Origin of the sequence: Mesorhizobium sp. SP-1A, assembly GCF_032460275.1 — a bacterium.
In the GTDB taxonomy this organism is placed as follows: domain Bacteria; phylum Pseudomonadota; class Alphaproteobacteria; order Rhizobiales; family Rhizobiaceae; genus Mesorhizobium.
Genome location: NZ_JAVXZD010000003.1, coordinates 452972 through 466942, shown reverse-complemented (window position 1 = coordinate 466942; position 13971 = coordinate 452972). Strand labels below are relative to the sequence as shown.

The 13971-nt window shown below is 58.6% G+C and carries 15 protein-coding genes and 1 tRNA gene; 12 read left to right on the top strand and 4 right to left on the bottom strand.

The genetic code is table 11. The features are described from left to right. Window positions 1–547: 547 nt before the first annotated feature. Window positions 548–1903 (top strand): hypothetical protein, encoded by a 1356-nt coding sequence (locus QU595_RS17180; RefSeq protein ID WP_315924080.1) that lies wholly within the window; start codon window positions 548–550, stop codon window positions 1901–1903. Between the two features lie 300 nt (window positions 1904–2203). Here the strand turns inward: QU595_RS17180 and QU595_RS17175 are convergent, their stop codons facing one another. Then, complete coding sequence (locus tag QU595_RS17175; protein WP_315924078.1) at window positions 2204–2623, bottom strand: universal stress protein; 420 nt, start codon at window positions 2621–2623, stop codon at window positions 2204–2206. A 127-nt stretch (window positions 2624–2750) separates the two neighbouring features. Then, a complete protein-coding gene (locus tag QU595_RS17170; RefSeq protein WP_315924076.1) occupies window positions 2751–3581 on the bottom strand; it encodes an aldo/keto reductase in 831 nt (276 codons plus the stop codon). Between the two features lie 561 nt (window positions 3582–4142). On the opposite strand from QU595_RS17170, the gene QU595_RS17165 reads away from it, so the two are divergent. The 3 genes from QU595_RS17165 (at window position 4143) to QU595_RS17155 (ending at window position 5220) form a co-directional block, all read left to right on the top strand. Further along, window positions 4143–4219: transfer RNA gene (locus QU595_RS17165), tRNA-Arg, on the top strand. A 330-nt stretch (window positions 4220–4549) separates the two neighbouring features. Further along, window positions 4550–4990, top strand: coding sequence for a hypothetical protein (locus QU595_RS17160; RefSeq protein WP_315924074.1), 441 nt, complete (start codon window positions 4550–4552; stop codon window positions 4988–4990). 59 nt (window positions 4991–5049) lie between these two features. After that, complete coding sequence (locus tag QU595_RS17155) at window positions 5050–5220, top strand: hypothetical protein (protein WP_315924072.1); 171 nt, start codon at window positions 5050–5052, stop codon at window positions 5218–5220. A gap of 77 nt (window positions 5221–5297) precedes the next feature. Here QU595_RS17155 and QU595_RS17150 read toward each other — a convergent pair whose 3' ends face one another. Next, window positions 5298–5894 (bottom strand): XRE family transcriptional regulator, encoded by a 597-nt coding sequence (locus QU595_RS17150; protein WP_315924070.1) that lies wholly within the window; start codon window positions 5892–5894, stop codon window positions 5298–5300. Window positions 5895–5984: 90 nt separating this feature from the next. After that, the gene (locus QU595_RS17145; protein ID WP_410000514.1) at window positions 5985–6587 is read right to left on the bottom strand and encodes a HupE/UreJ family protein; all 603 of its coding nucleotides are present in this window, start codon (window positions 6585–6587) and stop codon (window positions 5985–5987) included. A gap of 492 nt (window positions 6588–7079) precedes the next feature. Here QU595_RS17145 and QU595_RS17140 point away from each other — a divergent pair, with 492 nt between their 5' ends. The 8 genes from QU595_RS17140 (at window position 7080) to QU595_RS17105 (ending at window position 13926) form a co-directional block, all read left to right on the top strand. Continuing rightward, the gene (locus tag QU595_RS17140; RefSeq protein ID WP_315924068.1) at window positions 7080–7391 is read left to right on the top strand and encodes an urease subunit gamma; all 312 of its coding nucleotides are present in this window, start codon (window positions 7080–7082) and stop codon (window positions 7389–7391) included. Window positions 7392–7446: 55 nt separating this feature from the next. Next, window positions 7447–7959, top strand: coding sequence for an urease subunit beta (gene ureB / locus QU595_RS17135; RefSeq protein WP_315924066.1), 513 nt, complete (start codon window positions 7447–7449; stop codon window positions 7957–7959). A 20-nt stretch (window positions 7960–7979) separates the two neighbouring features. After that, window positions 7980–9692 carry an urease subunit alpha gene (gene ureC / locus QU595_RS17130; protein WP_315924064.1) on the top strand — a complete coding sequence of 571 codons (1713 nt, stop codon included), beginning with the start codon at window positions 7980–7982 and terminating at the stop codon, window positions 9690–9692. 4 nt (window positions 9693–9696) lie between these two features. Continuing rightward, window positions 9697–10200 carry an urease accessory protein UreE gene (locus QU595_RS17125; RefSeq protein ID WP_315924062.1) on the top strand — a complete coding sequence of 168 codons (504 nt, stop codon included), beginning with the start codon at window positions 9697–9699 and terminating at the stop codon, window positions 10198–10200. Beyond that, the gene (locus QU595_RS17120) at window positions 10133–10924 is read left to right on the top strand and encodes an urease accessory protein UreF (RefSeq protein ID WP_315924060.1); all 792 of its coding nucleotides are present in this window, start codon (window positions 10133–10135) and stop codon (window positions 10922–10924) included. The genes QU595_RS17125 and QU595_RS17120 overlap by 68 nt, the downstream gene beginning before the upstream one ends. A 19-nt stretch (window positions 10925–10943) precedes the next feature. Then, window positions 10944–11558: an urease accessory protein UreG gene (gene ureG / locus QU595_RS17115; RefSeq protein WP_315924058.1), complete on the top strand. Its 615-nt coding sequence runs from the start codon at window positions 10944–10946 to the stop codon at window positions 11556–11558. A 10-nt stretch (window positions 11559–11568) separates the two neighbouring features. Continuing rightward, window positions 11569–12426, top strand: coding sequence for an urease accessory protein UreD (locus QU595_RS17110; RefSeq protein ID WP_315924056.1), 858 nt, complete (start codon window positions 11569–11571; stop codon window positions 12424–12426). A gap of 216 nt (window positions 12427–12642) precedes the next feature. Beyond that, window positions 12643–13926, top strand: coding sequence for an ABC transporter substrate-binding protein (locus QU595_RS17105; RefSeq protein ID WP_315924055.1), 1284 nt, complete (start codon window positions 12643–12645; stop codon window positions 13924–13926). Window positions 13927–13971 lie beyond the last annotated feature (45 nt).

Here is a 13971-nt window from a genome sequence, read left to right as displayed (position 1 = left end):
GGGTGCGGTCTTGACCGGTGAATCCGTGGCAGAACTGGTGTTGCGCGCGACGGCTCTGAACTCATATCGCAGAACGACTCATGTTTTGGCAGCGGCCGGCCTCGAGGTCGGTCGGCATTCCGTTCGGATCGGGAGTCTGTCGCATGGACTTGATCGGTTGGCTGTGGCGCTAGGACTTCCACACCGTTCAGACGACTTGGAGCGTGTGGCGATCAGGCCCATCGCAGGCAGGCCCGGCTGGGTCAATTTCTTCGGGGTTCCTCTAAGGGCGATCCATCGAGATGCGAGACAACGGCGCGTCTCACCGATGAGCCTTCGAAAGTCGCTGCACCTCAAGGCCATGTGGAGCGTAGGGGTGTTCTCGTTTGATCCAGGTACCAAGGAACTTTTGCTTGATCGCTGCCCCGAATGCTCGCGGCCCCCAACCTTCTCTCGGAGCTACGGCTTGCAGTACTGCGAGTTCTGCGTAAGTGCCGACCGATACGGCGTTACCAGGGGACGGGTTGACTTTCGCGACTATCCCCAGCCGACAGTCGAGATCAACGACTTGGAAGCTCTCGATTTTTGTAGCGGCCTCATTGATCCCGAGCGTAGGAACAGGGACGGGGGCCGACGCCTGCATCCCGAAATCAGCGCGCTTGAGCCGTCTGCGCTATTCGAAGGAATCCTGGCAGTTGCATGCGCGCTCACCTCGCGCGCGTCTCACACTTCTTCCACGCTTGAACGTCCATCTTGCCTTGCAGATTATCAGCGCTTCACTCCCGAGATTTTGGCGAAGTCCGCCAGAATGTTTCTCGACTGGCCGGATGGCTTCCACAAGATTGCGGCGGATGTCCGAGCTACTGCAGGGGACCGGAGCGGATATTATGGCGTAAGGAAAGAACTTGGTCCGTTAGTTGCCATCAGCATGGACCAGTATGTGGATCCACTACTGAAGTCCTTATTCAAGCGCATGATCGCGGCCGACATGGAGGGGTGGGAGGGCGCTACGCATGCGATCCGTACTGGAATCTACAGGGCAGGAGACGATTTTGTTCCCGTCTGTCAGGCTACGAAAGACTTTAACTTGGACAGCCGAACCATCTTGCGCCTTGTACGCTCCGGTGCGTTGCCCTTCCGGCAATTGAAGGACCCTCAGAAAGGTCCGATGATGGTCGATATCGCCGGTCTAAAGGATATCATTACACACCGCAAGAAGACTCTCTCATCCACCAAAGTGGCAATAGAATTCTGCGTACCTCGCCCATGCTTATCCGCCCTGGGCGATATGGGTTTGCTGACACCAGCCAGACCTCTTCTCTCGGTGCCTTACGCCATGGGCTATTACGAAAAGTCATCAGTGGAAGACTTGAGGCGACGCTGCGAGGCCATGGCTTCTCCGACACCTCTGCCCGCTACCGCAATGACAATTACCAAGGCCGTCGGTAGGCTGTTACCGAAACCTACGAATCCATGGCCCGAAATCTTCCTCAAAATAATTAGAGGTCAGCTTGAAGTCTGGAGCGTAGGAGGAAAGTCATTAATGGCCTCCCTTGCCGTCCGTGACATAGGAGCCTTACAATTCCTCAATGACGCTGTTTCGAGCAGTTTGGATGCCGATATAGTCCTTACACAACAGGACGCGGCAGGAGTGCTCAAAACAACACCTGTGATTGTGAACCAGCTCGTACGTGACGGTTTCCTTTCAAGGAAGCCAACGGTGACAGAGCTTGGTGTCTTTGAAAGAGAATTTATACTTACCTCTGAAGTTACCGAGCGCTTCTCGGCCCTCGGGCGCAACCTGCGATGGCGAGACGTACCTCGTATTCTGCGCGCCGCTGGTATCCAGCCCTATGTCTTGGAACCGAAGAAGACGCTGGTCTGGCAACGCAGAGAGGTAGAACCGCTGATTGCGGCAGCCTGAACGTCGCCTTTCCCAGTCCCGACACTGCTTAGGAGGTCGCCGTTGGCGGCCTTTTTATTGCGTATCAGCCAAGCCTGAAACGCGTTCGAATGTCTGCCATAATCACCCCATGAATCAGGCAAGTTTGGCGGATCGCATGGAAGGAAGATTCTCGCTTTGTGGATTTTCAAGGGGTTGATTGAGTCAGTTTAGATTTGGCTACTCACTTTGTTGCCGTTTGAACAGCCCATCGCCCAGGCTTCGGTCCTGGCGATAAGGAGAGAGGCGGGCGGGATGCGATCGCCGCCCGCACGAGGCCGCCTACCGTACGACGAGGACGGGAATCGGCGAGGAGTGGACCACTTCGGCCGTCTGGCTGCCGAGCAGCAGCCTGCTCACGCCGCGCCTGCCGTGTGAAGCCATGACGATCAGGTCGCAGCCGAGCTTCTTGGCCGTGTCCACGATGGCCTCGGCCGGAGAATCATTGCTTTCGTGAACGATGCCGACCTCGAGGCCGGCCCTCGAGGCCGCCTGTTTGACCGCGGCGATCGCCTTGTCAGCGTGTTCCTTCTGCGCCGCTTCCCAGGTGCCGATAGTCGCGGCGCTTTGCAGGGGATAGGGATGGGTCACCGTCACGGCGGTGACCTTGCTGCCAAGATTCTTTGCCAGCGCCAGTCCGTGGTCGACGCCGCGTTGCGCGAGTTCGGAGCCGTCCGTGGTCAAGAGAATGTGCCTGTACAAATCTGCCTCCCATCATGAATGCGAACGCATCACAACATCATGCGGAAGAAAGGTCCACCCGTCTGCGACAAAGTGGCCGGCGCGAAGGCCTGCCGCGCCGGCGGCGGTCAGGCACCGGGCGGCGGGTTCAGAACAGGAATGCCGCCGTGGCCGGGTCGGGGCCGGTGCGCCCGTCGCGCCGGTCCATCGCGGCGATCGCCTGCATGTCTGCATCGTCGAGCCCGAAATCGAAAACGTCCATATTGGCTTCGATGCGTTCCTTGTGGACGGATTTGGGGATCACGACCAGCCCTTCCTGCAGGTGCCAGCGGATGATCGCCTGTGCGACGCTCTTGCCATGCTTTTGGGCGATCCTTTCCAATGCGGGGTCCTGAAGCAGCCGCCCGCTGCCCAGCGGGCTCCAGCTTTCGATCCTGATGCCGTGCCTGGCGTGGAACTCCCGCTTGTCGCGCTGCTGGAAATGCGGATGCAGCTCTATCTGGTTCACGGCCGGCGTGACGCCGGTCTCGCCGATGATGCGCTCCAGATGGTCCTGGTTGAAGTTGGAGACGCCGATCGATCTGACGCGGCCCTGGTCCCGCAACTCGACAAGGGTTTTCCACGCCTCGACATATTTGCCCTGGCTGGGGACCGGCCAGTGAATCAGGAACAGATCGAGCCGGTCGATGCCGAGATTGCGCATCGTCTCGTCAAAGGCTCGCAACGCCTTGTCGCGCTCATGCGCGCCGTTGCGCAGCTTGGAGGTGACGAACAGATCTTCGCGATCGATTTCGGCCTCGCGGATGGCCCGGCCGACGCCTTGCTCGTTGTTGTAGCCCTCAGCCGTGTCGATCGATCTGTATCCGGCACGGATACCGTCGGCGACGACGCGCGCCGTGATCTGCGGATCGACCTGCCAGACCCCGAGGCCAAGCTGGGGAATGAGCCCGCCGTCGTTCAGTTCGATCTCTTCCACCATCGTCCTTCCTTTCAAGCCTTTGCATTCTTTGCTGCGTGTCAAACCGCGTCGCGACCTTTCAGATCCGCCCGATGCGCATGGCATTGTTTTCACGCATGTCGTCCCAAACGGATTCCGCTTCCGGGAGGCCTGCCTTAGATAGGACACGCCAAGCCTTCGTGCAGACGTTGCATGCCGAAATGTACCGCAGCATGTGCCAAGGACGGCCTGTGTTGGGCGCTTTCGTTTGCCAGGATGCGGCAAGGTCCGCGGCAGATTGAGCGATTCGGAACGCCAAACCGATGAGCCCGAAACCGGGACAGGCAAGCCCTTGACGGCGGTCTTGAGGCGGGGTGAGGCCAGGGCAGGGTGCAGACTGAGCCGCTTAGCCACGCGATCGGGCGGGGTGAGGGCACAGCGCCGCGATACCGCTCCAGCCTTTTTCCCGATGGCGTAAGCAAGAAGTGGGAAAACTTTGCAGGCCCGTCTTGCTTTTCGCAGATTCACTCGTTAGTTAGCACGTCAATTCACGGCCGGTCACGGACCGGTCGGTCGCCTTCATGCACTGCCATGACAGGCTGCGCGCCCGTAGCTCAGCTGGATAGAGCACCAGACTACGAATCTGGGGGTCAGGAGTTCGAATCTCTTCGGGCGCGCCATTTCCGAACAAAATTGGCTACTCGGGCCGGAACCGTCCCGCCGCCTATCCCAGGCCGCTCCGGCACCGTGCGCTGTCGGTGTCCTCCACCTCTACAGCGTCGATCATGGCGCGCAGCGGCGGCTAGGGATACAGGCATTTCTGACGGGCGAAATCCACCGGGCGGAGATTTTCATCTGCGTTCACATACGGCGCCTCGCCTGTCGGCTTTCTCGCGACCAGATTCAGTCTGCTTGGAACCAATGAGGGGCCAGACTGTTCAGCTATAACTGTGATCCGACGCTGACCTGCCGGGGCGGCTGGCAAGCGCCGACCTTGAGGAGGTCCGATCATGAACATTTCGCCCAGATGTCGTTCAGTCGCGTTTGCCGTCATCGCCGCTGCGGGAGTCAGCCTTGCCAGTGCCGCACATGCCGACAGCGGCAGGATCCGCTTCGCTATCTACAAGGCGGCCTTCTTCGTCGGCGGTGCCGGAGGCGAGGGCACGCTGACTTTCCATGGTCGCCGTTATCCCATCTCTATCGGCGGTATTTCGGGCGGCCTCGCCTTCGGAGCTTCCAAGACCTATTTCCAGGGCACCGTCCGCCATATCCGCCGCGCCCGGGATGTCACGGGGGTTTACGGGGCAGTAGGTGGTGGCGGCGCGCTTGGCAGAGGGGCCCAGATGATCGTCATGAGCAATGACAAGGGCGCCCAACTCGAACTCTCGGGCAGGCAGGTCGGCCTGCAAGTCAACCTCGATCTCAGCGGTATGAGCATCACTGTGAAGTAAATGCAGTCTCTCCGTTCGCCCTCCCAGCGGGCGGTCCTCAACAAGATCGTTCGGGCTCCTTGCTTTCCCGTCAGGGCAACAAGAAACCGACACTACGGTTGCTGCCGCTGGAGGGCGAAGACACGGCCGAGGACATATTCCAGAAGATCGTGCTGAACGCCACGCGGGCGAACGTGGCGAGCGTGTGGGTGAGGGGACGAAAAGTCCGAACTGCGCGGCAGACCAACTAATCCCACCTTGACAGGTATGGTCACCAGTCTTGACCCGACCAGGTCCCTACAAGGACGACTCAGGCAGAGGACATCATTCAGCTCGCGGCATTCTGGTGGTGGCAAACCACCGCCAGCAGATGCACCGGGAGACTGACCAGCTCGATCGGCCCGTGCGGAACACGGGCATGGAAAAAGAGGCTGTCGCCGGCGGCCATATGATAGTGCTTATCGCCATGGCCATAGACGAGCTCGCCCTTGAGAACATGAAGAAACTCCATGCTCTGGTGTTCGAACTCGGGAAGATTGTCCGAGGGCTGCGTGAGCGTGATGTGATACGGGTTGAGAGTAACACCCAGAACGCCGGACCCGCCGCCCAGCAACCGATGGCTGGCTTTCAACTTGTTCTGGCAGGGCCAGCCTTCCATGCCGCCGCCTGAAGTGAAGACGGCCCGGCTCCGCTTCTCGCAGTTCTGGAACAGAACCGACATGGGCAGACCGAGCGCCGTGGACAAGGATTGCAGCGTGCCGAGCGACGGGGAGATCGAACCGCGCTCGATCTTGGACAGCATGCCCGTGGAGATGCCGGCCTCGGCGGCGAGGTTCATCGCCGTGGCACCGCGCATCATCCGGTAGAAGCGAATCTTCTGACCGATAGCGCTGTGCAGCAGGCTCTGCCGGTTGTCATACGGCATGGTTCAAGTTCCAGGAGAAATGGCGGTTCGGGCCCTTCCCCGTCGAGGCGGGCGAGGTTGGGCCCATGCCGGTTTTGACATTTGCACCCGTCAGAGGATTCCCGTGATGAGCGCTACGCCCGCCAGGGAAGCCGCGCCGCCCGCGCACCTGACCAGCATTTGGCCACCCGCGGTGGATTGACGTCCGAGCACCAGACCGCCGGCGACGCCCAAAGCATGTAGCAACGCGGTCGCGGCCACGAAGCCGGCGCCATAAGCCAGGCTCGCCGCTGTTTCCGGCATCTCGGTGCCATGGGCATGGCCATGGAAGATGGCGAAGAAACCAACCAAGGCCATCGCCGCCGCCGGGGCGATCCGGAACCCGAATGCGACCGCCGCGCCGAGCACGACGACGGAGAGGCCGATGCCGAGTTCGATGAAGGGCACTGACACGCCGGCAACGCCGAGGCCGCCACCGGCGATCATCAGGCAGACGAAGCTTGCCGGCACCAGCCAGACCGCCCGGCCGCCGAGTTGGGCGGCATAGAGTCCGACCAGCACCATGGCGAGGATGTGATCCAGCCCGCCGAGCGGATGCAGGAACCCGTGCGAGAAGCCGCTGGCGTCGCCGATGCCGACATGGGCTTCGGCCGCTCCTGCCATCAGCATCAGGAACGTCGCTCCGGTCAGGAGCCGAAAGACGGGTCTGTTCATGTTGATCCTCCTTGCTTTCGAAACTGGCTGCAAAATGACTGCAGCACTGATCCTCACTTGCGGCGCTGTGTAGCGCTTCCTCCCCTAAGGCGGTCACTAAACATGCACGGAGCGGCGCCCTGGCCATATTGCTTGAGACTATGGCATCGGGGACCATACAGCACACTGCACCGCCGGGACCTCCGCAGCGCGTCGATGCCGTACATGACACAGGCTATGACAAAGAGGCGACGAAGGTCATACCCTGAAAGGGGAGGATGGGCGCCTCTTAGTTGCTGAAGCTGCTATGCTGTGGTTGCGGATCTGACCGGATCGAACAGGCAGCGTTGCATGCTTGATGCAGCGCGCGCTTCATGAGGCCGTTGCCGGTCCTCGACCTTGAGCCATCAGCGATGAGCTTATCCTACCCGGACAGGTAGATATACAGCATCGAGGTCGGTGGCATTATTGGGCGAACGCAGAACCGGCATTCACTTGGAAGGACAGCCTACGATGCATCTTACAGTGAGGGAGGAAGAACGAATCCAGATATGGGGGGCGGCCGAAATGGCGCGACGTCGCTTGGATAAAGGAATCCGCCTGAACTATCCGGAAGCCGTTGCTCTCATATCGGATGAAATCCTGGAGCGGGCGCGCGAAGGCGTCATCCCGATGTTGACTGACATGATGGAGTACGGGGCTACGATCTTGAAGCGTGAGCATGTGATGGAAGGTGTTCCGGAAATGCTGACCATTCTGCAGGTCGAGGCGCTCTTTCCGGATGGCACCAAGCTCGTGACCGTAATGAATCCGGTCCGCGACTGACTGTCATCAATCTCTGGATTTGTCGATTTCGTTGCTAATTTTTTGGAGTTCCGCCATGCCCGCCAAGTGGTCCCGCCCTCCCTTGCCAAAGTCGGTGATAGCAGCCGAAGCCTTTGACGTCGGTGAGCCTTCCAAGGTCGGATTGATTGAATTTGCCGATGGCGACATCGAAATCAATGCTGGTCGACGAACTGTCGAGCTCGTGATGGTCAACACAGGCGACCGTCCAATTCAGATAGGCGCCCATTACCATATCGCAGAATGCAATCGCGCCATGGCATTCGATCGAGAAGCAGGCTTCGGCATGCATCTGGATATCGCAAGCGGTACGGCAGTGCGTTTCGAGCCCGGTCAAAGCCGCAAGGTTCAGCTAACCTCCTATGTCGGACGAGAAGTTGCATACGGCATGAACAACATGACCAACGGCACGACCCGGTCCGATATCATCAAGCAACAGACGGTTCGGCGTCTCAAGGAGAACGGCTACTGTTTCGAAGGTGAGCGGTTTGCCGTCAGGACGCCGCCAGATGCGCGCTACGAGAAGTCTTCGAAAAAGGAAGCCAAGTAGGGCGGCACGGGAGATCCATCATGAGCACAAAGCTTTCGAGACCGGAATACGCGGTCCAATATGGACCAACCAAGGGCGACAAAATCCATCTCGCAGACACCGGCCTGGTCGCTGAGATCGAACATGATTTCACCACCTATGGCGACGAACTGGTATTTGGAGGCGGCAAGACCATCCGCGACGGCATGGGGCAGGCTTCGAAGTGGAAGGCCAGCGACGGTGCACTCGACATGGTCGTGACGAACGCCGTCATCATTGATCCGATCCTCGGCGTGGTGAAAGGTGATATCGGCATTAAGGACGGGCTGATCGTGGGTGTCGGCAAGGCCGGTAACCCGGACACGATGAATATCACTCCGGGGCTTATCGTAGCGCCCAACACGGACATTCTCTCCGTGGAGGGAATGATCGTTACTCCAGGGTTCATCGATATCCATCCGCACTTCGATTCCGTGCAGCAGCTTTACGAATATCAGGGCGCTGGCTTCACCACGGTCATCGGTGGCGGCTCCGGCCCCAAGACAGTTGGCATCGAATGCCCCGGCGTATTCAATCTGCATCGCATGCTGGAGGCAATGGCCGACATTCCCCTCAACTTCGGTAATTTCGGCAAGGGCAACTCTGCCACCAAGGGTTCGATTGAAGAACAGGTGATCATCGGAGGCGCCACCGGTCTCAAGATTCACGAAGACTGGTCGTCGTCGCCGGCGGCCATCGAGGCGTGCATGGACCTCGCCGACGAACTCGATTTCCAGGTTCAGGTACACGCCGATACATTGAACGAGACCGGATATTATGAGGACACACTCGCCGCTATCAACGGCCGTGTCATGCACATCTATCACGCGGAAGGTGCCGGCGGCGGTAATGCACCCGACATCATGCGCTGCGTGATGGAGCCGAATTGCCTGCCGAGTTCGACCAACCCGACCAATCCATTCTCGATCAACACGTATGATGAAGAAATCGACATGTTGATCACGTGTCATAACCTCAACAAGCAAGTGCCGACCGATATGGCCTTCATTCAAGGACGCGCGCGCGCCGAGACGATGCGGGCCGAGGATGTGCTGCACGACTTGGGAGCCATCAGCATGATCGGCTCGGACAGTCAGGGGGTCGGGCGCGCTGCCGAAAGCGCTCAGCGTGCTTTCCAACTCGCGGCCGTCAACAAGGTGCGCTTCGGACGCCTGCTGGAAGACGGCGCAGGCAACGACAATTTTCGGATCAAGCGCTATCTTGCGAAGGTCACCATCAATCCGGCCGTCACCTTCGGTGTCGACAGTTATGTCGGTTCGATCGCGCCGGGCAAACTTGCCGATCTGGTGCTCTGGCGGCCAAAGTTCTTCATCGCCAAGCCTGAAACGTCGGTAAAGGGCGGCTTCATTTCACATGCCGTAATGGGCGATCCCGCTGGCTCTTTGATGACCTGCCAGCCGCTTAAATACCGTCCGCAGTACGGCTCGCTGGGCGCCAATCCAGCCCGTACCAGCTATTCCTTCGTCACCCAGGCGGCGATCGATGCAGGATTGGCTGGGCGCCTACGCAGCCATCAGACACTCATGCCCGTGAAACGTACGCGCACGATCTCAAAGCGCGATATGATCCACAACAACTACATGCCTAACATCGAGATCGATCCTGAAACGTACAATGTCTACGTCGATGGTCAACGCATCACGGTCAAACCGGCAAAGACCCTACCACTGACGCAACTCTATTATTTCCGGTGACCGCATGAACATCATATCCGGTATCATCGGGCACATGTCCGACCTGAGTTGCCCCGAGAAGGTCGATCTGCTCGAACTTACATCCGATGAAAGAGCCTCTCCACATTTTGCAGCGACTACTAGATTTGGACGCGAGGTTCGCGTCTCGCTGCCGCGCGGTACGGAGCTACAGGACGGGGATGTGTTGTGCTTTGATGACGATACCGCGGTCGTCGTCAAAGCCAAGGAAGAAGACCTGCTTTTCCTGAAGCCGGGTGGAGACGCAATCGCCTGGTGGGCGGCATGCTATCAACTCGGCAATTTCCATCGGCCTGCTCGGTTTTGTGAAGAAGGCGTTTTGACCCCTAACGATCCGTTGGCGGCACAGATGCTGGACCGATTGGGTGTTGCCGTCGAACGCATTCACGCCCCGTTTGTTGGCCGGCGGTTTGGTGCCGCCGGTGCACACCATCATCATCATGATCGTGAAACGGATGCACATCATGCGACCCGACATCACGACCACTAAGAGTTCGATGGTAAAGAAAGCTCGACCGAATACCAACGGTGGAGATCGCCTGCTGACGCTTCTTCAGGTGACAAATGCTGCTTTTCCTACCGGAGCGTTCACCCATTCCTACGGATTCGAGACCTGGCTGCACGATGGTACCATTTCGACCACCGTGGATGCGGAGCAGCGATGCAGGGACTGGCTGCGTTTCAATCTCGCCACGGGGGATGCCGCTGCGGTCGTCTTGTCCTTCCGCGATTGCATGCTGAACGACATGGACGGCATCGAAGGGATCGATCGGCAAGTCGGTGCGATCAAACTTAGTCGCGAAGCGCGGGCGGCCTCTCTGATGACCGGAGCTGCGCTGATCGCCGCCGGCAAAGATATTTTCGATCTGGCTTACATAAGAAGGCTGGGTGAAATGGTTGCCGAGCGACAATGCGACGGCCATCACGCTATAGCCTATGGATCTCTTGCTGCCGGCCTCGGCTTTAGTGAAGTGGAAGCTGTGACCAGCTTCCTATGGGCCAGCTTTTCCAGTCTGATTGGCGTTGTGCAGAGACTAGCGCCGCTTGGCCAGACAGAAGCGCAACGTATCGTGGCCCATGCTGCGCCCCTGGTTGAGCAATGTTCCGAAATCGCCCGAACCCGCGAGTTGCGCCAACTCTCATCATCGTTCGCGATCCTTGACGTCGCCTCCATGCGCCATGAACGCTTGCAAACCAGATTGTGCATCTCATAGAGCGTGAAAGGATCAGTACATGCGCAAACCTGTCCGCCTCGGCATCGCGGGGCCCGTCGGGTCGGGTAAGACAACACTGCTCATCCAACTCTGCCGTGAAATGGGTAAACGCTATTCGCTGGCAGTGATAACCAACGACATCTTCACCCAGGAAGACGCAGAGATCGTCGCTCGCAGCGGTGCGATCGAGCTGGAGCGCATCGTCGGCGTGGAAACGGGAGGGTGTCCGCATACCGCCATCCGCGAGGACGTTTCCATGAACCTGGTTGCGGCTAACAATCTGGTCAAACGTTTCCCGGATCTTGATCTGATTCTGATAGAGAGCGGTGGCGACAATCTGGCCGCGACCTTCAGCCCCGAGCTCGCTGACAGCCATATCTATGTAATCGATGTCGGTGAAGGCGAAAAGATTCCACGCAAAGGCGGACCGGGTATCACCAAATCCCCGCTCCTTTTGATCAACAAGATGGACATCGCTCCCTACGTCGGGGCCGATCTCTCGGTCATGGATCGCGACGCCCGAAAAATGCGCGGCGCCAAACCATACATCTTCACGAACATGAAGACTGGCGCCGGGCTAGAAGCCGTCACCACCTGGATCGAGCACAGCGTGCTCATGTCAGTCGCGGCTTGAGGACCCTGTCATGCAGATCGTCTACCCGGATAGTAGCTGGACCATCGGCAAACATGCGTTGATGAACCTGCATGTTGTCAGGCGTAATGGGCGTACCGAGATAGATCCGAAGAGTTGGCGAATTCCGTACCAATGGCAAGGCTGTCACTATCAGGATCATGATGATCAGCCGTTTCTTCTCGCCATCAATAGCGGTGGTGGATTTGTGGAAGGCGACTCCGCTCATCTTTACGCGACGATGGAGGAGGGGACCCGTGCGTTGTTTACAACCACGGCAGCCAGCAAGTTCTATAAATGCCCTCAGGGTGCCACCTCCTGTGAGCAGATCCGGATCGATGTCGGGGCCGGTGCCCTGCTTGAGTACCATCCGGACGAGGCCATAATGTTTGCCGGTTCCCGGGTCGAGCGACGCACGCGTATCGATCTGGATGGATCGTCGCGCCTATTCGCCACCGATATGATTGCGGCTGGTCGAGTGCACTACGGTCCCGGCGAGGCCTTCAAGTTCGAGGCCCTGGAGTCCGAGTTCGAGGTTCGGATCGACGGCGAACCCGTGCTGCTCGATCGCTTGATCGTGCAGGGCAAAGAGGAAACGGAAGCGCTTCGGCGCTTGTGGGGCGGACTGCCTCATATGGCGACGGTGATTGCCGTGGGCAGTACACTGCCTAAAGGCATCGAGAGCAAGATCGAAGCCCAGATATCCGACAGCGGTATTACTTCGGTCGGGGCCACACGGATCGACGATGCCGTAATATGCCGGATACTCGCTGCGGAAGCCTGGATCTGTCACGACGCCGTGTACCAGTGCTGGAGCCTTGTCCGACCCTACCTGGCCGACAAGCCGGCGCGTCCGATCCGGAAGTGCTGATCGTTACGACAATGCGACAGCTTATCTTTTTTCTGTCGGCGTCGGAGAAATTTCCCGATGCGCGGCGTCATCCAATCGGCCTGCGACCACCTCTGCTTTGCATCGTACCCTCCCTCTTAGGGTAATGGCGGGCCCGGAGCCAGTATATTAAGTTTCCCCTAGGTTAACCCGTAAGACTGTCGTCTTTGTGTGATGCCTGCCACCAGAGGGAAAAAAATGAAAACGGTTTTTACTCGCATCAGGAATGCCTTGGTCCTGCTTGCCTGTGTTGCCGGAGGGCAGCTTGCCTGGTCAAGCACTTCGGCTATGGCGCAGGACGATATCGTGCTTTGCACGGTCGACGATCTGTCCGGCGACTTCTCCATCATGTCGACACCGAAGACCTATGGCTACCGTTTGGCCGTAAAGGAAATCAACGACGCCGGTGGCATCGAAGTCGATGGCGTGAAGAAGAAAATCAAGCTTGTGTCTTATGATGGGCAGTCTGATGTGAAGCGATATCAGGAACTGGCCCAACGCTGCATCTTCGAGGATGAAGCAAACGTCGTCATGGCCGGGTATACCGGAGCAGAGCGCGAAGCCGCGCGCAAGGAAGTCGTTCGCAACAAGGTCATCTACTGGCACAACAACCAGGGCGAGGGCGGTATCGCCGACAAATATTCCTTCTTTTCAGGTCCGACGCCTGAGCAGCAGGTCCTGCCCGCGCTCAAATACATGATCAAGGAAATGGGCCCTCGGATGACTTTCATCGGAGCGGACTACAATTTCTGCAGGGCGATCGGCCAATGGGTCCGAGTTGCCGCCGGTCTGTATGGCGGTAAGATCGAGATGGAAGAGTATTTCCCATTCGGCGTCTCGCAATGGCAGTCCACGATCGACAAGATCAAGGGCATCAAGCCCGATTTCCAGGTCCATTGCCTGGTCGGTGCCGAACAGGTGCAATTCTATCCGCAGGCGCGGGCCGCCGGCCTTGTCACGCCGATGTGGTCCAATGTGACGATCTCGGACGGCTATGAACACAAGCGCTTTGCGCCTCCTTCCCTGGCAAACATGTACGTACCTCCGGCTTTCATCGAGGACGTACCCGGTGACGTCAGCAAGGCTTTTACAGCCAAGATCCGCGCGATGTTCCCTGATGCGGTGTATGTGAATGAGCATGCTGCCTTTGGCTACGTAGCCGTAAAGGCAATGGCAGAGGCCTGGAAGCGTGCCGGCACGACGGATATCGATGCCGTTATCAAGGCGCTCGAAGACGACGTGTCCATCCCCGACGCTCCAGGGGGCCCTTGGACGTTGCGTGGCTCACAACATCATGCGGCGATGCCGACCTATCTCTTCAAGGTCGATGACTCGCATAGTCTCCAACTTGTCACGCCGTTGGGAGTAACGGAGCCGACTTTCCTTACCGAGGTGGGAGTGGACATGCGTAAGCATGCGCCCGGCCGTCAGTTCCTGCCTTCAGATAATCCGACGTGGAAAGCCTTCTTCGAGAAGAATTGATCGATCCGTGTGCCGAAGTTTCTACTTCGGCACACGATCTGATCG

Bases quoted from the DNA above. Each gene is read 5' to 3' on its own strand.
- ureG (WP_315924058.1), top strand. From the start codon at position 10,944: ATGCGCAAACCTGTCCGCCTCGGCATCGCGGGGCCCGTCGGGTCGGGT.
- QU595_RS17160 (WP_315924074.1), top strand. From the start codon at position 4,550: ATGAACATTTCGCCCAGATGTCGTTCAGTCGCGTTTGCCGTCATCGCC.
- QU595_RS17110 (WP_315924056.1), top strand. From the start codon at position 11,569: ATGCAGATCGTCTACCCGGATAGTAGCTGGACCATCGGCAAACATGCG.
- QU595_RS17170 (WP_315924076.1), bottom strand. From the start codon at position 3,581: ATGGTGGAAGAGATCGAACTGAACGACGGCGGGCTCATTCCCCAGCTT.
- QU595_RS17145 (WP_410000514.1), bottom strand. From the start codon at position 6,587: ATGAACAGACCCGTCTTTCGGCTCCTGACCGGAGCGACGTTCCTGATG.
- QU595_RS17125 (WP_315924062.1), top strand. From the start codon at position 9,697: ATGAACATCATATCCGGTATCATCGGGCACATGTCCGACCTGAGTTGC.
- ureB (WP_315924066.1), top strand. From the start codon at position 7,447: ATGCCCGCCAAGTGGTCCCGCCCTCCCTTGCCAAAGTCGGTGATAGCA.
- QU595_RS17150 (WP_315924070.1), bottom strand. From the start codon at position 5,894: ATGCCGTATGACAACCGGCAGAGCCTGCTGCACAGCGCTATCGGTCAG.
- ureC (WP_315924064.1), top strand. From the start codon at position 7,980: ATGAGCACAAAGCTTTCGAGACCGGAATACGCGGTCCAATATGGACCA.
- QU595_RS17105 (WP_315924055.1), top strand. From the start codon at position 12,643: ATGAAAACGGTTTTTACTCGCATCAGGAATGCCTTGGTCCTGCTTGCC.
- QU595_RS17140 (WP_315924068.1), top strand. From the start codon at position 7,080: ATGCATCTTACAGTGAGGGAGGAAGAACGAATCCAGATATGGGGGGCG.